Raw genomic sequence first — 20,494 nt, forward strand, 5'->3', positions numbered from 1 at the left:
TATTTTTCCGGACAGATCAGGGTAGACTAGGTTTCCTGATCAAAAATCTATAAAGGAGGGCCAACGCCCTCCTTTACTATTGTTTAACAGCGTCATTTCACTTGCCTGCAGCCTGCAAAAATGCAGCCTTCTCATTGGCAGAGATGCCGCCCGCTTTCTCCAATATTGCATCCAGCTGGGCATAGCCGCGGTTAAAGTCATTGATCAATTGTGCATAGCGTCCGGGATAATAGGACAGCGCCTGCGGCAGTTCTTCCATTTGTGCCAGTTGGTACGGTATTACCACGTAGGCATTAGTATACTTTAAAGCTTCCGATGCCTGGTACAGCCGTTTCATTTTTTCGGGCAGCCCGTTGATGTCTGGCGCGGGGGTATTGCCTGGCAGCAGTGATACCGTTTGCCCTTGCAATGCATTCACACCGGGCAGGTATACCTCTACGCAGAGTTGCTGGCCATTGTAATACCAGCGTGCCCCGTTGCCGGTAGATGCATAAGGTAAGCGCTTACCCGCCACTACCACGGCTTCGGGCATTGCCTGCCCATAAAAGCACAGCTTATAATCGCGGATGGTGCGCATGCCGGCAAAGTGACCTTTCACCGGTTGGATCTGCAGTTTTAATGCTCCGCCGGTGGCCATGCCGGTGGTGTAATTGGTAACAGCATATTGGGATGCATAATGCTGGTCGTCCCCGTCATCTTCATACAGGCGGCCCTTCCCGGCGGCGCCAGGGAAGATGCCCAGTTGTATAGCGGCGGTTTGTCCATCCAGTTGTTTCACCGTATCCCGGTTCATGGGAATAATGGCGCCTGCTTTTACATACAACGGGTATTCGTCAATAGAAAACTGCCGCGCCATGGTTTGCCCGCCATGCAGCAGGGTGCCGGTATGCCATTCGTACCAGTCATTACCGGCAGGCAGCCACACGGTTTCCTTGGACACGCCGTTGTCGGCTGGTTTGCCAATGGGCGCTACCAGCATATCATCTCCAAAATAGTATTCGCTGGTGAAGTGGTAAGCGCTGTCGTCATCCGGGTGTTCATAGTACAAAGGCCTGCAAATGGCCAGGGCGGAGTCATACGTCTGGCGTGCCATCGTGTAGATGTAAGGTGCCAGGGTATAGCGTAAGCGGATGGCGTTGTAGATCGCATTGAAATACGCACCGCTGAAGTTCCAGATCTCTTTGTTCAGCAAGGCACTTTTAGTAGAATGTGTTCTGAAGATGGGGCTCAGCGCACCGTATTGCATCCACCGGGTGTACAGCTCGGGATCCAGGGATTTAAAACCTTCCGGCATATTGTGCCCGCCTATGTCGTGGCTCCAGTAATCATACAGCACATTGGATGCGGTGCTGGTAAAGTAAGGCTGGAATGCCAGTGACCTCCAGGAGATAGTGGCATCGCCGGAAAAGCCGGTCTGGTAGCGGTGATTGCCCAATCCTCCCCAGCGGTGGTAGAGCAAAGGCCTGCGCTGGCCATATTTTTCTTTTTCTGTAAAGAACACATAGTTAAGCCACCAGGTATTGTCAAGCCCATGTACCTGCGGATCGTCCGGCCACTGCTGCCAGTCCAGCCACCAGAAATCAACGCCTTGTTTTTCATAAGGACGGAGAATGGTATCAAAAAGCGTTTGCATGAAGCGCTTGTTGGACCCCATGTAGGGGATGGCATGATGCCCTGCGGTATCAAAATTATTTGCCTTCGCAAACGAAGCATACTGGCGCTCCTGCGGCCCTACACCATCTGCGGGGTGCAGGTTCAGTGTGGTTTTCAGGTGCTGCTGGTTGGTCCATTCGAGGAAGCGTTCCGGGGAGGTGAACAGGCTGTTGTCCCACGTCCACCCGGTCCAGCCCTGCTGGTGCCAGTCCATGTCTATCACCAGTACATCCAGTGGAATGTTGTAGCGGTGGAAATTGTCCACCAGCTGGCGAAGCTCCACATCTGAATATCGCCAGTACCGCGACCACCAGTAGCCAAAGGCATAGCGTGGTGGCAGCGGCACCTTGCCGCCAATGGCGGCATAGTTCTGCAATGCCGTCTTGTAATGATGGCCATACATCAGCAGGTACCAGTCCTGGCCACTATGGCGGGCCGTGGTGTCTACCCAGGGAAAGGCCGCATTGTCAAACAGGAAGCTGCGGCTGTCATCGATCAGCGTCCAGCCATCGCGGGCCAGTATGCCATCTTCCAGCTGCATGGGCGTTTTGCCGTCCAGCAGGTTGCCATCGTAGCGGTCCAGTGTGCGGTACGTGCCTTTGAGATTTTGTAGTTGTGGGGTGCCGGGGCGCCATTGCAGGCGGCGGCCTTCCTGCTCGTAGGTGACTTCCAGGTTGTCTGCATTAAAACGGCCGGAGCCTTTTTTGTAACGCAGTGTCAGCAGCGGGGTGTGGATGGTGTACCATTCGCCTTGTAGCTGCTGCGTGTAAGCGGGCACCGGTAATTTACGGTTCACTACTACAAAGGAAGCCTGGTCTGTAAAGTGGCCAAGGCTGTCCCATTCCATGCGCACCATACCATCTGCCAGGACGGTAAAGCGTACCTGCTTTTCGGGCTGCACGATGGCTTTTGCCGCTGCCAGGGGTTGGTACTGGGCGCGGGTTGTCAGGGGCATACCGAGGCAAATGGCCAGCGGCAGCCAGGAGAACATTTTTTTCATGTGTTGTGGAAGAAGCGGCCGGCAAACCCGGGAAACTCCCATTGCCCGGGCTGCGGCCTGTGTAAGACTGGATAAGCGCTCTACCAGCCGTAGTTCTGTACCAGGTTAGGATTTTTATTCACTTCGATCTGCGGGATCGGGAAGAGGTAATGTTTGTCCGTGAACACGCGGTTCTGGTTTACCGTTTGTTTGTAGAACACGGCTACCCCGGCAGCTTCGCTGTTCTCATCCAGCCCGGTGGCCTGTAACTCCGCCTGGCTGGGGCGTGCATTGAGCCCGTACATCGGGCCATTGTCCACCTGCTTGGCAATCAGCCAGCGGCGCACATCCCAGAAGCGGTGGTTCTCAAAAGCAAATTCCACGCGCCATTCGTTGCGGATGCGTTTGCGCATGCCTTCTTTGGTGCGGTCTTCCGCGGTAATGGGCAATGCAGGCATGGATACGCGGGCGCGTATTTTATTCACCGCATCATAAACATCCTGGGTAGGTGCCGCCTGGAATTCATTGGTCGCTTCTGCATAAGCCAGCAATATTTCCGGCAGGCGGATCACCGGGTAATTGCGGTTGGTAGTACCATTACCGCTTCTCAGGTTTACGTTGGGGTTCATCCATTTCCGCCAGCCGTAGCCGGTTTCACAGTTGGTGCCGGATTTGGGCCAGCCATCACAGGCGCCGTTTGCACCACCAAAATAGGCATACTTCAGCGGGCGGCTATGGCTGGCAGAGTCCCAGTACTCATATTGAAAAAAGATGGTGGCATAGAAACGCGGGTCGCGGTCCTTGTACATGTTGGAAATATTGCTGCACTGGCGGTAAGCCTTGCCGTCCCACAGCGGGCCGTTAAAGGTGCCGGTGGATTGATAACCGGAACCGGCATCGGTGATGGGCAGGCCGTTTTTCATCTCATACGCATCCACCATGGTCTGGAACACACTGAGCTTGCCGTAGCCACCGCAGGACTGCGCATCCTGGCCGTTGGGCAGGAACACCTGTTCTGTGTTACGGTCACTGCCGCGCATGAAAGGCAGGATGGTCTCGTTGTATTCCCTGGAGTAAAACAGTTGCGCGTAGTTATCGATCGGGTTGGCCGGGTTGGGATTGTTGAGGGAATAAATGTTCAGGTCCAGTACCGCTTTAGCCGCATCTGCAGCACGTTTCCACTTATTAACGTCATATGCCTGCGGGAACAGCTGGCTGCCATCAGGGTTCTTGATGCCTGCATACAGGGTGTTGCCGTTGAACAGCGGGCTGGCTGCGTATAACAGGGTGATGGCCTTAAGTGACAAGGCAGCTCCTTTGGTGATGCGGCCTACTTCACTGGGCTGGTCATTGTAAGTGAGGGGCAGTACGGCCGCCACTGCATCGCATTCTGAAGTGATGAAGTCCACAATGGAATCCAGTGATGTGCGGGGGCCGCTGGCCGCGGCGGCATCGGCCACGTTGTAAGAACGGGTGATGAGGGGCACCGCACCATAACGGCGCATCAGCTCAAAGTATTGCATGGCGCGGAGAAAGCGTGCATCTGCTTTATAACCGGGAATGCGCGGCTGGTAATAACTGATCTTATCTGCCGGGATCTTTGCCTGGTCAATGTTTTCCAGCAAGATATTGGCAAGGCGCACGGTCTGATAAGCGGAGGTCCAGTTATCCAGTGCGTTGCTCACCGGGCTCCAGGAGCCGGAGTTGAATGCCAGTTCCCCGGGGCTTTCCCAGTGGTTCTTGGATTCATCCGTGCAGGCATCCAGCAGCACCCCGTTGTAACCACCGGTTTCTGTAAGGCCAAAGTCCTGCAGGGTAGTGGCATACAGCCGGGTCCAGATCTTTTCTGCATTCACAATATTATCCAGCACATCGGCACTGGAAATGGTTTCTGACGGCACCACGTTGAGGTACTTCTCACAGGAGGAGAAGACCAGTGCGCCGAGCAGGATGAAAAGGGCAGTATATGTAAAGCGTTTCATACTTTAAAAAGTTTAGTCAAGTCATGTAGCGCAGGTAAAAGGAACCTGGATCAGAAGGTGAACGTAAGGCCTGCATTTACAACTTTTTGTTGCGGGTAAGTACCGGTGCCGCCGTTGGCGATCTCGGGATCAAAGATCTTCAGCTTGTCCCATGTCATCAGGTTGATGCCGTTGGCAAAAACGCGGGCATCTGCAAAGCCGATGCGGCGCAGCATGGATTTGGGAAAGGAATACCCGATCTCAAAAGTTTTAAGGCGCAGGTAGTCGCTGGACTTCAGCCAGAAGGTGGAGGTCTGCTGGTTGTTCACGTTGTCCTGCGAGGAGATGCGCGGAAACTCGTAGTTCTTGTCAGGAGCACTGGCCACCCAGTGGTTGTTGATCACGTCCTGGAGCACGCCGGCAAAGCGGGAGAAGGGGAAAATACCGGCGCCGGTGGTCATCACCGTGCCACCCAGGCCGGCCTGCATGAACACACTCACATCCAGCGGGCCATAGTGATAAGAAAGGCTGAGGCCCAAAATGCTGCGCGGGGTGTTCACTTTACCCGGCAGGTAACCCTGGTCCAGGCTGTTGATCACACCATCCCCGTTCAGGTCCTTGTATTTCACATCACCGGGTTGCACCTGGCCAAAGAAAGACTGGTCGGGGCTTTTAGCTACATCGTCCGCGTTCCTGTAAAGGCCCAGGGAAGTGTACCCATACTGGCTACCCACTTCCGTGCCGGTTACGGCCTGCCATTCGCGGCCGGTGTAAGGGGGCTCTGCATAATAGAGGATCTTATTCCGGGCGTAAGACGCATTGAAGCGGATGCTGTAACCCTGTTTCCGGAATTCCTTGCGGTGCTCCACGGAGATCTCATAGCCATGGTTGTCTATCACACCACCATTGGTAGGCGGAATGTTGGTAAGGCCCAGGGTGGCGGAGATGAGCTGTGAAGTAAGCAGGATGTTGCTGCGGTGGTTTTTGAAATAGTCTGCACTGATAGACAAGCCTCCGTTCCACAGGTCTATATCCAGGCCTACATCTGCATTCCTCGATTTTTCCCAGGTAATATCCGGGTTGCCGATCTGTGTTTCATTGGCGCCACTGTTGGAATTACCATCGTGGTTCACACCAAACTGGTAACCGCCGTTGGTAATGGTCCACGCGGTAAGATAGAGGAAGCGCGCACCGCCTATCTGGTCATTGCCCACCACGCCATAGGAGCCTCTCAGCTTCAGGTTATTGATAAAATTGAACGAAGCATTGTCCCGGATAAAATGTTCCTGGGAGATGACCCAGCCGGCAGATACTGCCGGGAAAAAGCCGAGGCGCTTACCGGCTGCAAAGTTTTCAGAACCGTTGTAACCCGCATTCAATTCCGCCAGGTAGCGGTTGTCGTAGTTATAAGACACACGGCCTACCAGGCCATCGTATTTGTAGGGCAGGCCTGCAATCGCGTTGGACTGGTCACTGGATACATCCGCGAAATAGCTGGACTGGTTGTAAACGGCCACGGCATGCACATTGTGCTTGCCAAAGCTGCGGTCGTAGTTCAGGAACAGTTCCAGCGTGGTGCGCCGGGTGCCATTGGCGGTTACCTGGTAGTCCAGGGTTCCATTACCCTGGTTGATGGTCTGGTATGTTCCATTCGCCGCCAGGTCGGTCACGGTGTCTGCCTCCACGCCGGGCAGCAGGTTGTATTTGTACGTGGAGCCACTCAGGGAGCGGGCTACGTTGCGGTAGTTGAGGTTATCGAAGGAAAGGCGTACACGGGAGCTGAGGCCTTCCACCAGGCGGTGCATATCCCATTTGAAGCCCGCGGTAGATTGCAGGGTGGTTTCAAACAGGCGCTGGTAGCCGGAGTTCACGAGCAGGGCGTAAGGCGAGGCGCTCAGGTTGGGCGTACCTGGTACAGAGCCATCAGGGTTCTTTAGCGGGTACCACCAGGAGGGTGTTTGTTTCATGGCCGTAAAGAGGTCCTGCGCACTGGTGCCGGGGTAGTTCCGGTCCCTTACAATGGCGCCCAGGTTCAGTTCCATGGAGAGGTCGCGGGAGATCTGCAGGTCTATGTTGGAGCGGAAGTTATACTTGTTGGTCACCGCCTGTATGTCGTACTGCTTGATCTGGTTCTCAAAATTGTACAGCCCATTCTGGCGCAGGTAAGACATGGATACAAAGTAGCGGGCAAAGTCGTTACCGCCCTTTACATTCAGGTTGGCCTGGGTGAGCGTGGAGTAAGGCTTCAGCATGGTACCCAGCCAGTCCACGCTGGGATAGAGGTATTCATACGCAGGTTTGCTGCGGTCTTTGTAGTGGTTGAGGATCTCGTCTGTGTACTGCGTGGTGCTCAGCCCATCATTGACCAGGCCTTCGCGGAAGAGGGTCAGCGCATCATAGGCATTGGCGTATTCCGGCAGGCGGGTAGGGGATTGCCAGCCGTTCTGCGCGGTGATGTTGAAACTGGGCTTGGCATTGGTGCCGCGGCGGGTGGTTACCAGCACCACGCCATTGGCACCACGGATGCCGTAAATGGCGGTGGAGGCGGCGTCTTTGAGGATGGTGATGTTGGCCACTTCATTGGGATCGATGCTGGAAAAATCGCGCTGGATCCCATCCACCAGCACCAGGGGTGAATTGTTGCCGGTGGTACCAAAGCCGCGGATATACAGGGCAGATCCGTCTGCGCCGGGCTCCCCGCTATTCTGCACGGTGATAAGGCCCGGCAGCCGGCCGGCCAGTGCGTTGCTGATATTGGCCACGGGGCTTTGTTTCAGCTCTTTGGGGCCAATGGCGGCAATGGCGCCGGTTACATCTTTCCTTTGCTGGGTACCATACCCGATCACCACGATGTCGTTCAGGGAATTGGCCTGCGGCGTAAGCTGCACATCGATGACTTCCTGCAGGCCTACCACCACTTCCTTGGGAATGTAACCCAGGTGGCTGAAGAGCAGCACATCGCCCTTCTTTACTACCAGGGTATAGCTGCCATCCACACCGGTGGCCGTACCACGGGAGGTACCTTTGACCATGATGGTAACGCCGGGAATGGGCGCTTTCACAGAGTCTGTAACAGTGCCGTGGATGGTGAATTCCGGCACAGGCAGCACTGGCGGCGGTGCCGGGTTGCGCGGCACGATGTATACAAATTTGTTCTCTATCCGGTAAGTAAGCGGCAGGCCTTTCAGGATCTCATCCAGGGCCTGGGGCAGGGTGTAGTTGGAAAAGTGCACACTGATGCGGGGCGCGGCGCCCACGGGCTGGTCGTTCCAGAAAAAGCCATAGTGGGTCTGACGTTCTATGTCCATCAGTGCTTTTTCCACTGAGACATTCGTACCGGAGAAACTGATGTTTTGAGCTTCTGTTTTTGCATGCAGCTGTAGCACGGAAACCAGCATTAAGAATGTCGTTAAACGCATTGCTTTACAGACTTTTGGGTACCAGCGGGCGGCACCTGTCAGGAATTTGCGTACAGGAAAATATTCCATACTTTTGAAAAGTTTGGTTTTGAATAGGGGATTACTAATCAGCTTGAGACGTTGATTATACTTTGTGATAAACCATACGATTACGCCGGTAGCGGGTTCCAGCCGTTACCGGTTTTTTTCGTTTCAGAGCGGGAGTGATGTTTTTCTACGTGGTCATAACAGCGGTTTTAAAAGCGTAAAATAATTTCATAACAGTGGTAACATCCTTTACCCCAGCGGGCATAGCGCTGGCAGCAAAAGACAGGGTCGTCTAAGCGTGGTGGTCCGTTTAACGTGTGTGTTGATGGATATCAGTTTACGAGGATTCCTTACATGGACGAAAGAAACTGGCAGTTGTATGCAGCGTGTTTGATGTATACCGTATGGATGAAAGTGGACGATGCCGGTTACCGCTGTGGAAGCGGTAACCGGTGAATGAAACGAAATTGGTTACCGGACTAAGTCAAATATGATATTAAATGTGTTGATGTTCATTACGGATGCTGGCCTACGATCACCGTTCTTCCCTGCAGGCGGCAATGCACGCCATTGGCATCCAGCGCTACCAGCAGCTGGGATAAAGGAACGTCCTTGATCAGCATGGCGCTGAAGGTGGCCGTAGGAAGCGGGCCTTCATACGCCACGTTTACATCGTACCACCGGGATACACTGCGCATAAAAGAAGGAATGTCCATCTTGCGCAGGGGCAGCCGCCCGTACATCCAGGCTACGGATTCGTCCGGGTCCACCTCGCTTACTTTGATCGCATCGCCTGCGCTGGTCCTGGCCTGCTGGCCGGGGTGCAGCAAAGCGCTGTTGCCACCACGGCGCACCCGGATGCTGCCTTCCAGCAGGGTGGCTTTTTGCACCTGTTCATCGGGATAGGCCATTACGTCAAAGTGGGTACCCAGTACTTCCACCCGGTCGGAAGCAGTGCTTACAATAAACGGGTGCGCGGCATCTTTTGCTACTTCAAAATACGCCTCGCCGGAAAGGGCCACTTCCCGCGCCCCGCCCGCAAAAGTGGACGGGAAATGCAGGGTGGATGCGGCGTTCAGCCACACTTTGGTGCCATCCGGTAGCGTCACTGCGGGGGCTTGCTCCCCGCGGTGGGTGGTGAGCGTGTTCCCGGCAGCTTTGCCGGGAATGTTCCCTACGTAGGTGGTATTGCCATGTTGGTTCAACAGGCAGATCCGGCCTTGCATGGTGGTTACGTTTACCGTATGTGTGCTATCCAGTTTTATTTCCTTGCCGTCTGCCAACAGCAAGGTTGCAACAGTGGAACCTGGTTGTACATCATGCTCAATAGCAGCCTTTTGGGCCACGGTTTTCCCGGGATGGCGCCAGGTCTGCATCAGCAGCCATCCACCGGCAGCAACGGCCAGCAGCAGGCCGGATGCCAGCAGGGCGCGTCTTCGGTGCCGGTAGCGCAGGCGGTGTTCCTGCCGGTTGATCCGGGCGTCTATGGCGTGCAACATCCGCTGTTCCAGCTGGCCGGCACGGGCTGTTGCCGCATCCTTCCATTCCACAGGCCCTTCAGGCATGGTCCTGAACCACGCTTCCAGCGATTGCCGGTCTGCCTCGCTGATGGTGCCCGCGAGAAAGTTTTCTACCCAGGTTTTTATTTGTTCCGGTGAAGGTTGCGTATCCATACTACATTTTTATGCGTGGACGGATTAAATCCAGGCTGCTATAATATAGTCTGGCAAAACAGGCAGTTACCCGTAGTGGTGCGGAAAAAAAATTTAAAGGAATAGGAAGAAGAAGCTTTTGAGGGCGGTGCGCAGGTGTAAGAGCGCTTTGGTGAGGTGCTTCTCCACGGTTTTGGGGGCAATGGAAAGGGTGTTGGCAATGTCCTGGTTAGAGAGCCCGTTTTCCCGGCTCAGGCGGAATACCAGCCGGCATTTTTCCGGCAGCTCCAGTACCGCTTTTTCCAGGTCTTCCCGTAAGGCTTCGTAGGAGAGCCATTCTTCGGTATTGCGGCAAATGTCTTCCATGGCAAGACTGCCGCTGCGGGCCAGTTCCTGGTTCTTCCTGCCAATAAAAGTATAGATCTTGTATTTAAGGGCGCCGCTGATGTAGGTGTGAAAGCTGTTCCTGAGCTGGAGGTTGCCCCGCCGGTTCCAGATGTCTACAAAGAGGTCCTGCACTACTTCCTCTGCATCCTGGGTAGACTGGAGTTTTACATACGCCACGATGACCATCTTTTCCCAATAACGGCTGTACAGGGCCGTGAAGGCCTGCCGGTCGCCGGTTTGAAGTAATCCGGCCAACGCCTGGTCGTTGAGGGATTGGTAGTGGTTCATGACGTGGTACTTAATGTAGTTGCCATGCCAACAATCATCTGCCGGCCGGCGACCTCCGGGAAGCGGTGCACATCCCGTAAATGTGCCTACAACTTAGAACGAATTTTTGAAAAAACATACAGGTGGGGCAAAATTGGGGATGCCCATGTTATTTTTGGCATTACATTTCTGCTAAAGTGGCTGGCCAAACGTGAATGGAACTACATGAACAAATTAACAGCATCTTTAGCAGTACTATTTTTGCGGTGCCATACCAGTCGCCGGCCGGCTGGGTGGTGGTGTGCTGCCACTGGCGCGGGTGGTCCAGGGAAGCAATTTGAGGCCGCCCTTCTCTTTTGTAGGATAGGTGACTTTACGGCGCCGCAGGCGTGCATTTTAATAACACTGCACCATGTGCGCCCACCGGCACGCGGTATTGTTTCACGGCGCCCAGGTCCTTGTGCTGCCACAGGTCGCGCAGCAGTGCTTTTCCTTTAACGCCCAGTGCCGCCAGTGGCACGGCTATGCTGGCATCACTATCCCGCAGGTTAAAGATGCCCACATTATAACTTTTACCATCTGCTGCATCAGACACCCACACCAGTACATCCGCTGTTTTGAGTAACTGCCGGGGGTGCGCACCGGTTTGGTTTACCGCCAGCACTTCGGGGTTAGTGAGCAGCTTTTCATCCATGGGCCGGTTTTCCGGCAGGTTGCCACCCATCATCAGCGGGGAGCGGAACAGGCTCCAGAAAGTCATGTGTGTGCACAGTTCATTGTCTGTAAAGCGGCTGTAGCGCTCAGGCCCCACAGGCCCGCGTTTAGAAAGCTTCCCGATCTGCAGCATGTCGCAATCCGGCCAGTGGCCTGCATCGCCCTTGCCCTGCCAGGCCGCCCCCAGTTCAAACATGTGCAGCACTTCTGCCCAGTTGTCCCAGAAATCATCTGCCATGCGCCACATATTGCCATGGGCCTTTACGTGCGCGGCCATCTCCAGCGGTGTGGCACCGGGGGAAAGGCTGAACACCACCGGCCTGCCGCAGGCATCAATGGCTTTGCGGTAGCCTTCTACTTCCGCAGTACTGTATGGGCGGGAGAGGTCATCTACCTTTATGAAATCCACTTCCCACTGTGCATACAACGCCAGCAGGCTATTGAGGTATTGCTGGGCGCCGGGTTTGCGCATATCCAGGCCATACATATGATTGTTCCAGGTGCAGGTGGAGCTGGTGTCGGCAATCATGTCCGCGGTAATGCCGGGCGCACCCAGCACCGGTGTTTTGGCCCATACGGCCTGGCGGGGAATGCCCCGCATAATATGGATGCCGAACTTCAGCCCCAGGCCATGCACGTAGGCGCTGAGCGGGCTAAAGCCTTTGCCACCAAAGGCGGAAGGAAATTTATTGACATGGGGGAGGAGGCGCCCCCAGGCATCCATGGCCAGCCAGGGCACCAGGGAGCCGTCTTCCAGCTGGCGCTGCGGAATGCTGCCAATGTTGCTGCCGGGAGGATTATCATATGCCCAGAGAAAATCCACCACGATGTACTGCCACCCGTAAGGTTTCAGCTTTTGCGCCATGTAGTCCGCATTGGCCTTTACTTCGTCTTCATGCACCGCGGAGCCAAAACAGTTATAGCTGTTCCATCCCATGGGCGGAACTTGTGCTACGGAATTAATTTGGGACTGCGCCGGCAATACGGCACACAACAGTGCCAGTGCACATAAGGGAAGTACGTGGAATGATCTCATAACAAAAGTTGATAGCCCTAAAAATAAGTGTTTTTGTGACATTTAATAAAGTTTCTTCCAGCGAGCGCTTTTATTATCCGGTGATAATTGCTTAAAATGCAGGGGTAAATCATGGATACCATTCTCCTTACTCCGCCGCAGGCGCGGAAGATCATCCTGCATGCCGCAGGCCTGGCCCGCAAGGCTCCTTTTGGGAAGGGGCCGGAAGCGGTGTACCAACTCCTGGAGCACCTGGGTTTTGTACAGATAGACACGAACTATACGGTGGAGCGTGCCCACCACCATGCCATTTATAACCGGGTGCCGGACTACCAGCCGGCATGGTTGGAAGGGCTGCTGGCGGAAGGGCGCGTGTTTGAATTTTTTACATCGGACGCGGGGTATATGCCCATGGCCAACTACCGCTTTTCCCTGCCAGTGAAGGCTGGCTTTGCCACCAGCCGCGGGATGCTTACACCGGCGGAAGAAAATCTGATGCAAAAGGTGCTGGACCGCATAGGCCGGGAAGGCCCGCTGATGGTGAAGGATTTTGAAAACGACCGCCGTGAGGCAAGCTCCGGCTGGTGGGACTGGCGCCCTTCAAAAGTAGCGCTGGAGCGGCTTTACATGGATGGAAGATTGATGGTGACCCGCAACGCTGATTTTCACCGGTTGTATGACCTGCCCCGCAACCTGGTGCCGCAGGATACGGACACCACCCTGCCAGACCCTGTGGCATTTGCCCGCCATGTGATCCTGCGGGAAATGCAGGCCCTCGGTATTGCCTACGCCAAAGAACTGGCCTGGAGGGCCCATCACGTGAAGGGCAACCTGGTAAAGCAGGAGCTGGAAAAAATGGTGGCAGAAGGCCTGTTGCTGCGCGTGGCCATTGAAGGTATGAAAACCGCGCCCCTGTACATGCTGCCGGCCTACAAAGGAAAGAAGATCACCTTGTCCGGCGATGCGTTTATTTTATCGCCGTTTGATGTGCTGAACGTATTCCGCCACCGCCTGCGTGATTTTTTTGATTTTGATTACCAGATAGAATGTTTTGTGCCCGCGGCCAAACGCAAGTACGGCTACTTTTCCCTGCCGGTGCTGATAGGTGATACCTTTGTAGCCCGCATGGACAGTAAGGCAGACCGGAAGCAGCATTGCCTGCTTATCCACAACCTGCACTTTGAAGCGGTGCCACTGGATGATGCAGCCCTGGGTAAACTGGCAGATGCCATCAAAGCCTTTGCACGCTTTAACCAGTGCGATGCGGTGATGATCACGAAATCGAATAAAAAACAGTACCAGCAGGCACTCAAAAAATTACTCGCCTGATCCCGCTTTATAGAAACGTAGCGGTCCCGTTTTTCACGCAGCTACCCCATCGTGTGTAGCCAGAAATGGCTATGCACAGGGGCCGGATTTACCGGCTGGTATTCCATAAAAAGCGCTATATTCACACCAGTTAGACACACCCCAACAAACCCCATCTCTCCAATCTTCAAATACCTTCCGCCATGGTAGATAGTATTCTGACCGTTGACGAGCGCACTGAACTGATCAAAAATGTAGCGACCCTTATTTTTAACGGGCCCGTACCGTTAATGTCCGTCATCCCGCAGCAACATTGCCTGAAGATCGTGCAGAACCCCCTGCCGGAAACGTATGCATGGTCTATTGTCACGTATTGTGAAGCATCGGCGTGGATGGAAGATCCGGCCCTCATTGTGCAACTGATGCGCAAATGGCAGCACCTGAAGATCTTTAATGATGCAATAGCACGGATCACCGCGGCGGTACCACCGGTGTTCCATATTCCGCCCCAGGTGTGGGACCCTATCCTGGTACGGCTCAATCTTCCTTTGCTGAACCGCAGCATTACCCGCAGGGCGGTAGAAGGTTTTTCCAGGCCGCTGCGCCAGCCCAACTATGAAGGCGTGACCCGCGTGCTGGTGGTCACCGGCCCCGCAGGATCGGGGAAATCCTTTACGGTGTTGTATGTGCAGTATATCAGCCAGTTCATGAACCATGCTAATTTCAACAGTATTTACATTGACCTGAAAGCGCAGGCGGTGACCCGCTTTGGCCCGCTGGACCTGGCCAGGTTGATCCTGGACCAGGTGAATCCCTCCTGGGTGGCTGATGGCATTACGCTGCCGGAGCTACAGGAAGAACAGGCTTCCCGCTGGATCAATTACCTGTGCCGCGTGATCGCAGACCAGGTGGCGCTGGCCGGCAAAACCTGCGTGATCATCCTGGACGGCCTGGATGGGGGAGGCGGCGTCCAACTCCTCCCCGCGGAAACACTGGAGATGATCGCATGCCTGGTAGCTATCGCCTCTACAGAAAGCATCCCGGAAGTAAGCAGGGACATGATGCGCCTGGTGCTGCTTGGGTTTGAGCACCCGGTGAGGAATTATCTCAATACCGTGCGCACGGAAAGGATCAAGCCGGTAGAGCGGGATGAGATCCGGAAATATTTTGAAGACTATGCCCGTTTTTATAATAAAACAATAGCCACCGCCGGCATTGAAGATATGGTGGATGCGGTGTTGCAGGACGTGCCCAATGATGCATCGCGCACCCGGCAACTGGCAGATAAAGCCCTTGCTTTTGCTATTGGTATCATCAATTCCTGACCTTATATCACTGTTGTATGCAAACATTGGAAGAACCTGGCCAGGCGGCGGAACACCTTAGCCAGGAAGAGATAAAAAAAAGACTGGCGGCCCTGCAAAGCCAGCCAGCGGCACCTGCGCCCGGAAAGGAAGAAGCCCCCGCGCCACCGGCGGCGTTGCCACGTTACGTGCAGGCGGCGGCAGTACTCGCTTACTACGATCCCGCCACCATCCGGCCCCTGCCTGGCACAGCTGATGCGGCAGATACAGCAGAACTGCGCAATACCTGCCTGCGGTACCTGGCAGCGTATAGTGATATGTACACTGATAGCCGCCAGTATGAAGCCTCCGCAGTGGCGAATAAAGGCCTGCAGCATGAAGCAACGGCACCGGTGATGGAAAGCAACACCCGTGTTTATAAAGTATATTTTACCCTGAAGGACTCTTACCGGAAAGCAGCGCTCCAATCGCTGCTGCAGGCACAAAAAGTAAAGGCCGCCCTGGCATTGAATCCATCTGACCCCACCGGTACCCGGGCACAATTACAATCCATGCTGCGGCGTTGCCTGCTGGGAGAGGAGATCGTGCTTACCGCCCTGCAACTGGAAGACCTGCATGCCCTGTGCAAGGTAGCGGACTGGCTTTCCGGTTTGCCGGGACTGCGCCTGCCGCCCATAGCCGCGGTGCGCAACCGGATAGAGACCATCGAAATGCTTACGCCGCTGAAACATCTTACCGGTATTTATGTGGATGGCAGCTTCCAGTCCCTGTTCCGCGGAAGAAAAACAGAATTGGCCAACCTGCGGAAATATGTAGGGGTGGCGCCGCCCAAAGGACTGTTGGAAACAGTGAGCCGCATCTGGGACAATCTTTTTTCCAGCAGTAAAAATCCCCTACTGGTATTCGGGATGGGCGGCATTGGTAAGTCCACGCTGCTGGCCCAGTTTATCCTGGAGCATGCGGAGGCCCACCGCAAAGACCGTTTCCCGTTTGTATACCTGGACTTTGACCGCCCGCAACTGGATGCCTTGCAGCCGGAAACTTTATTGATAGAAGCGGCCCGCCAGCTGTCCATCCAGTACCAGGATGTGCCGGAGATCGGGGGCGCGTTTGCCGCATTTTATAGATCGTGGAATGAAGCCCTGGCAGAAAGCGTGGGGGCCGGTTCATCAGAGGCCATCTACCTGCGCAGTGCGGCTGCTTCCGTACAAAAGGAGCTGGACCTGGACCGTATTGAATCCGAATTTTTGTCCCTGGCCCGGCAGATGTCAAGGCTGGAAGCCAGGCCATTTGTGATCGTGCTGGATACCTTTGAAGAAGTCCAGTACCGCGGGGCGGAGTATGTGCGCCAGCTTTACAACTTTATGGTACGCCTGCGGGAACAACATCCGCTGGTAAGGACCATTGCCGCAGGCCGTGCACCTGTTATAGATATGGATGTGCTGCTGATGGAGCTGAATACCCTGGATAACGAAGCCGCCACCGGCTACCTGGTAAAAGCCGGCGTGGCCAATGAAGCGGAAGCCAAACGCCTGGTGTCCATCATTGGTGGTAACCCGCTTACCCTGAAACTGGCAGCCGGCCTGGCCCGAGAGTTTGGAATAGAAGATGTAAAACAGGCCCGGGATCAATTTGCCACCAGGGATGTAAAGAAGATCGCAGCGCTACAATTACAGGGTATGCTGTACCGCCGCATCCTGGATCATATCCACGTGCCGGAGGTGCGTAAACTGGCGTATCCCGGCATGGTGCTGCGCCGCATTACACCGGCCGTTATCCGCGAAGTACTGGCAGCACCTTGCGGGCTTGTGGTGCCGGACCTTGCAACAGCGGAAACCTTGTTCCGCCAATTGAAAAAGGAAGTATCGCTGGTAATGCCATCAGACCGGGATGTGCTGCGCCACCGGCCGGATGTGCGCAAAGCGATGCTGCAACTCATCCAGGAATCTGAGAAGAAAGACCTGGTGCCCGTGATCCATCGTGCCGCCGTACAATATTACCAGGATAAAGAAGGCCTGGCGGAAAGGGCCGAAGAATTTTACCACCGGCTTTCACTGGATGAATCGCCCCGTGACCTGGAACCGCGGTGGATGGACGGCATACAGAACCTCCTGCTCAGCAACCTGGATGAATTACCTGCCCGTGCGCAGGCCTACCTGCTGGGGCGCGCCGGCATGGAAGGGGCAGACCTTTCCATCTGGGAAAATGCGGATATGGAAGACCGTTACCGCCACACCGCCAGGCAGGTGGCAGACCTGCTGAATGCCGGCCGCGCGGAAGGTGCTTTGAACCTACTACCAGATACGCTTTTTGATAAAGGGTCGGAAGTGCTTACCATGCTGAAGGTAAGGGCGCTGTACCAGTTGCGCCGCGAAGATGAAGCCGCGGCACTGGCCAAACAGGCGCTGGGATCATATTATGCCCATGATTATGATCCCTCGGTGGCGGCAGAGCTGCAACGTTTTGCCACGATGCCGGAAGTGCAGGCGGCAAAAGTTACCTATGGGCTTCCCCCGGACAGCCTCTTTTTTCCCGGGGCGGAGCCGTCCAACCCACCCCCTCCCAATTTCCAGATCAGGATAGATGTGAAGGCCAGGGACCGTGATGATGATATGCAATCTTTTTCAGTATAACACCCGTCAAGCACCCCATTTATGCCTTACCTCAACCAGCAGGAAAGAAATGACCTGAATGATGCTATCTACAATACAATTGGATATGAAGCCAGTATCCGCAGGATCTTCCTGGCTGAAGTGCATCCCGGTTTCCGGGCGTTGTTATTCACAGATCACAACCATTCGATGGTGCAACTGGAGCTGGACGTGATCCAGCTGAATGATACACCCCGCCTCACGGATGGCACCATTCCATTCTATGCATGGTTGCAGCAGGCGGCCCGTCATGTACGGTTGTTCCCAGCGGCTGCTGCCACGGTGGACAGGGCCATTGCAAAGCTGGAAGGCCAGGGTACAAAGGCTGCTGGTTCGGCTACCGTATTGCCGGCGCCTTCTACATCCACCATCCTGCAAATAGAAAAGGAGCGCAGTATCAGCGGTAACGAAATGCTTTCTTACGCATGGCTGGCAGCAGGGATGAATGCCGGCATGGGCGTGGCCTGCCTGAAAGTGCGCCGCTATGACAACGGGCAGCCTGCCGTGCTTGCCGGTGGCAATCCTGCTGTTTATTCCGGTACCGGCTGGCTGCTTACACCCGCTTTGCTGATCACCAATTACCACGTGGTAGAAGCACGCAATGATAATGAACCAACGGCCGGTAAGGAAGATTTTCAATTGCAGGGATCACATACCCAGGCGTTCTTCGACTATAATGCTGATGAAATAACAAGTGAAGCACAGGCTATTGCCGCCATAGCCGCGGCAGATGCAGGACTGGACTATGCCATCCTGCGCCTGCAGCAACCGGTGACCAGGAAACCCCTGCAACTGGATGTGAACCGCGTGGTGCTGCAGGCGGACAGTGCATGGCCGGTCAATATCATCCAACATCCTTTCGGGTATTCCAAAAAAGTAGCTTTCCGGAACAATCATATTTTTAAACAGGAATATCCCGATGTGTTGTATTTCACCGATACAGAAAAGGGATCTTCCGGCTCGCCTGTGTTCAATGACAACTGGCAGGTGATCGCGTTGCACAAAGCCAGCCAGCTGGTAAATAATGTGTCGTACCAGGGCAAAACAACCGCCTGGGTAAATAAGGGCGTACAACTCAACGCCATCTTTGAACAATTGAAAACGGTGAACCCGCCTTTATACGCCGAGATCTTGTCATAATATTCCACACCATAACCCTAAACTATGTTTCATGAGCACGCAAACGATCTTGTACCTCGTTCTCGTTATCCCGGTTATTTTACTGCTCTGGTATGTGATCGGCAGCTGGTGGTCCGGACGCGCCATTATTAAAACAAAGAAAAGCGACCCGGATAGTGAAGGCGGTGAAGCAGCAGATCTTCCCTATTTCCTGCCCACGGCGGCTTTGCAGGTGAAAGCCACTGCAAAGGTGATCGTGCGGCGCAGGGCAGACGACAACACGGTGCTGGACACATGGCTGGGCACCCTGGAGCTGGAAAACACGGTGATCATACAACCCGATACCGGGCAGCGGCTGCTGGCATGTTATGCACCCAGTTTGTTTTCCAATGATGAGGTAAAGATGAGTGCTACGGCGCAGGGGCTGCTGGAAAATGCAGCTGCAACGGCGGAGGCGCGCATTTCCAATATCATCGGGATGTTTACCGAACTGCCGGCCAAACTATTGCAGCGGGAAGCAAACCTGGTAGGGGCGGAGGAGGAAGAACAGGCACCACCCCCTGCATCCACCGACCAGACCGTGGAGTTTACCAACACGTTTGTGATCCTTTCCAGTGAACTGAGAGGGCCCACTTACATCAAAAAGTGGATGATCCATATTGATGGCATGGATGCAGACAAAGCGTTTGTAGATGCCTCCATGAGGTTTGATATTCCCCAGGTGCCGGAGCGGCAGGTGGCTGCCAATAAGGAATACACCGGGCTGCTGGTGCGGCCCTTGCGCAATGTGACCCTTTCCGTAACCACAAAGGAAAAAGGAAGCGGTGAATTTGCAGACGAACCGCTGGTGAAATACGATATACAGGTACCGGATCATTCCAGTTTCCTGTGTGTGCCAGTGAAGCGGGCGCCGTTTGTAAAGAACCAGTATGCGCCGAAGTTCAACGCCGGCATGCTGGTAGAGAACACGATCAGCAAACCCAGTGAGCTGGAAGGATTTGCCGCTATCCCGGTGAATGTATTGAAAGCCATCTTCTCCATACCCGCCCAGCTCTTCAACTTTAAGATCAACCATCTCAAAGAACAAACCGACCTGGAAACAGCGGAGCAAAAATTAAAAGCGCTAAAGGATGCGGCAAAGCCCCAGCCGGAAAAGCCCGCCCCTGCTGCGCCGCAGGCACCTGCGCCGGCTCCGGATGCGGGTAAGCTGGCAGACCAGTTGCAAAGCCTGTTGAAAGAAAAGCTGAAAACAGACAATGCCCAAGGCAATGTGCCGGGAAACCTGGGCAAATTGCCGGCAGAAGATCCTCCACCGGGGCATGGTCACAACCGGGAGGAGCGGGAAGTAGCGTTTAATGCCGCCGTGGCGGGGCTGCCTGCACCGCCGCTTATTTCCATGTGGCAGGGCAAAGTGCCACAGCATGGATGGCTTTCTTATGGTAATGAAATCACCCCGCTCTGCGTGCCTGCTGCAGGAGCGCATCTCATTACTTCCTGGACAGCCAATGCACAGCAGCAGTTAAAAACGCCCGCGCAGGATGCGGTGAATAAGGCGTATGATAAATCCAGGGAGGCCGGGGGAGGGTGCAAGATCTGGAAGTTCCTGGATAACTGGCTGTCACCGGGGCTTTTCGGGGAATCCATAGACGATTACATTAAGATCACTACAAATGATGTGGATAAGGTAAAGCTGGGCGTGCACTATTTTGGCGGCTGCCTGGCAGGGTTGCAACTGCCCAAATTTGCACAGGACCACCAGCAGTGGGAGCGGCCTTCCGGCCCCCTCACCGGCGACGCTGCACCCGGCTCCTGGTGCGGGCATGCAGTGGCCATTGTAGGATATTTTCCAAACTATTTTATTGCAATATCACTTGGCCAACAGATCACCATGAGCTGGGATTTTTACCTGGCCTATAATGATGAATCGTATGTGGTCCTGAATAAAACGGACTGGATAAGGCCTGCGGAAGGTACAAGCCCCTCGGATACCGCGTTTAACGACCTGGCAAACAATATCGGAGTCCTCCAGGGTTAATCA

General features: G+C 54.7%; 11 protein-coding genes. 5 read left to right on the forward strand and 6 right to left on the reverse strand.

From position 1 onward, the window contains the following. Nucleotides 1–97 precede the first annotated feature (97 nt). The 6 genes from DCC81_RS13585 to DCC81_RS13610 form a co-directional block, all read right to left on the reverse strand. On the reverse strand, nucleotides 98–2,653 hold the full coding sequence (locus tag DCC81_RS13585) for a glycoside hydrolase family 31 protein (protein ID WP_108687167.1): 2,556 nt from the start codon (nucleotides 2,651–2,653) through the stop codon (nucleotides 98–100). Nucleotides 2,654–2,733: 80 nt separating this feature from the next. Next, nucleotides 2,734–4,614: a RagB/SusD family nutrient uptake outer membrane protein gene (locus tag DCC81_RS13590; RefSeq protein ID WP_108687168.1), complete on the reverse strand. Its 1,881-nt coding sequence runs from the start codon at nucleotides 4,612–4,614 to the stop codon at nucleotides 2,734–2,736. 50 nt (nucleotides 4,615–4,664) lie between these two features. Continuing rightward, entirely contained in the window at nucleotides 4,665–8,012 is a 3,348-nt protein-coding gene (locus DCC81_RS13595) for a TonB-dependent receptor (protein WP_165806573.1), read from the reverse strand. A 542-nt stretch (nucleotides 8,013–8,554) separates the two neighbouring features. Continuing rightward, nucleotides 8,555–9,712: a FecR family protein gene (locus tag DCC81_RS13600; RefSeq protein ID WP_108687170.1), complete on the reverse strand. Its 1,158-nt coding sequence runs from the start codon at nucleotides 9,710–9,712 to the stop codon at nucleotides 8,555–8,557. Between the two features lie 93 nt (nucleotides 9,713–9,805). Continuing rightward, nucleotides 9,806–10,366, reverse strand: coding sequence for an RNA polymerase sigma-70 factor (locus tag DCC81_RS13605; RefSeq protein WP_108687171.1), 561 nt, complete (start codon nucleotides 10,364–10,366; stop codon nucleotides 9,806–9,808). Nucleotides 10,367–10,718: 352 nt separating this feature from the next. Continuing rightward, the gene (locus DCC81_RS13610; protein WP_108687172.1) at nucleotides 10,719–12,095 is read right to left on the reverse strand and encodes a glycoside hydrolase family 27 protein; all 1,377 of its coding nucleotides are present in this window, start codon (nucleotides 12,093–12,095) and stop codon (nucleotides 10,719–10,721) included. Between the two features lie 111 nt (nucleotides 12,096–12,206). Here DCC81_RS13610 and DCC81_RS13615 point away from each other — a divergent pair, with 111 nt between their 5' ends. The 5 genes from DCC81_RS13615 to DCC81_RS13635 all read left to right on the forward strand — a co-directional run bounded on the left by DCC81_RS13615 (nucleotide 12,207) and on the right by DCC81_RS13635 (nucleotide 20,491). Beyond that, entirely contained in the window at nucleotides 12,207–13,403 is a 1,197-nt protein-coding gene (locus DCC81_RS13615; protein WP_108687173.1) for a winged helix-turn-helix domain-containing protein, read from the forward strand. 182 nt (nucleotides 13,404–13,585) lie between these two features. Further along, a complete protein-coding gene (locus DCC81_RS13620) occupies nucleotides 13,586–14,707 on the forward strand; it encodes an AAA family ATPase (RefSeq protein WP_133177660.1) in 1,122 nt (373 codons plus the stop codon). A gap of 17 nt (nucleotides 14,708–14,724) precedes the next feature. Further along, entirely contained in the window at nucleotides 14,725–17,319 is a 2,595-nt protein-coding gene (locus DCC81_RS13625) for an ATP-binding protein (protein ID WP_108687175.1), read from the forward strand. A 21-nt stretch (nucleotides 17,320–17,340) separates the two neighbouring features. Next, nucleotides 17,341–18,477: a trypsin-like peptidase domain-containing protein gene (locus tag DCC81_RS13630; protein ID WP_108687176.1), complete on the forward strand. Its 1,137-nt coding sequence runs from the start codon at nucleotides 17,341–17,343 to the stop codon at nucleotides 18,475–18,477. 31 nt (nucleotides 18,478–18,508) lie between these two features. Further along, nucleotides 18,509–20,491, forward strand: a complete 1,983-nt coding sequence (locus DCC81_RS13635) for a hypothetical protein (RefSeq protein WP_108687177.1) — start codon at nucleotides 18,509–18,511, stop codon at nucleotides 20,489–20,491. Nucleotides 20,492–20,494: the final 3 nt, after the last annotated feature.

Origin of the sequence: Chitinophaga parva, from assembly GCF_003071345.1 — a bacterium.
Classification (GTDB): domain Bacteria; phylum Bacteroidota; class Bacteroidia; order Chitinophagales; family Chitinophagaceae; genus Chitinophaga; species Chitinophaga parva.

Excerpts from the sequence above, each read along its gene's own strand:
- DCC81_RS13585 (WP_108687167.1), bottom strand. The coding sequence starts at position 2,653 with ATGAAAAAAATGTTCTCCTGGCTGCCGCTGGCCATTTGCCTCGGTATG.
- DCC81_RS13590 (WP_108687168.1), bottom strand. The coding sequence starts at position 4,614 with ATGAAACGCTTTACATATACTGCCCTTTTCATCCTGCTCGGCGCACTG.
- DCC81_RS13595 (WP_165806573.1), bottom strand. The coding sequence starts at position 8,012 with ATGCGTTTAACGACATTCTTAATGCTGGTTTCCGTGCTACAGCTGCAT.
- DCC81_RS13600 (WP_108687170.1), bottom strand. The coding sequence starts at position 9,712 with ATGGATACGCAACCTTCACCGGAACAAATAAAAACCTGGGTAGAAAAC.
- DCC81_RS13605 (WP_108687171.1), bottom strand. The coding sequence starts at position 10,366 with ATGAACCACTACCAATCCCTCAACGACCAGGCGTTGGCCGGATTACTT.
- DCC81_RS13610 (WP_108687172.1), bottom strand. The coding sequence starts at position 12,095 with ATGAGATCATTCCACGTACTTCCCTTATGTGCACTGGCACTGTTGTGT.
- DCC81_RS13615 (WP_108687173.1), top strand. The coding sequence starts at position 12,207 with ATGGATACCATTCTCCTTACTCCGCCGCAGGCGCGGAAGATCATCCTG.
- DCC81_RS13620 (WP_133177660.1), top strand. The coding sequence starts at position 13,586 with ATGGTAGATAGTATTCTGACCGTTGACGAGCGCACTGAACTGATCAAA.
- DCC81_RS13625 (WP_108687175.1), top strand. The coding sequence starts at position 14,725 with ATGCAAACATTGGAAGAACCTGGCCAGGCGGCGGAACACCTTAGCCAG.
- DCC81_RS13630 (WP_108687176.1), top strand. The coding sequence starts at position 17,341 with ATGCCTTACCTCAACCAGCAGGAAAGAAATGACCTGAATGATGCTATC.
- DCC81_RS13635 (WP_108687177.1), top strand. The coding sequence starts at position 18,509 with ATGAGCACGCAAACGATCTTGTACCTCGTTCTCGTTATCCCGGTTATT.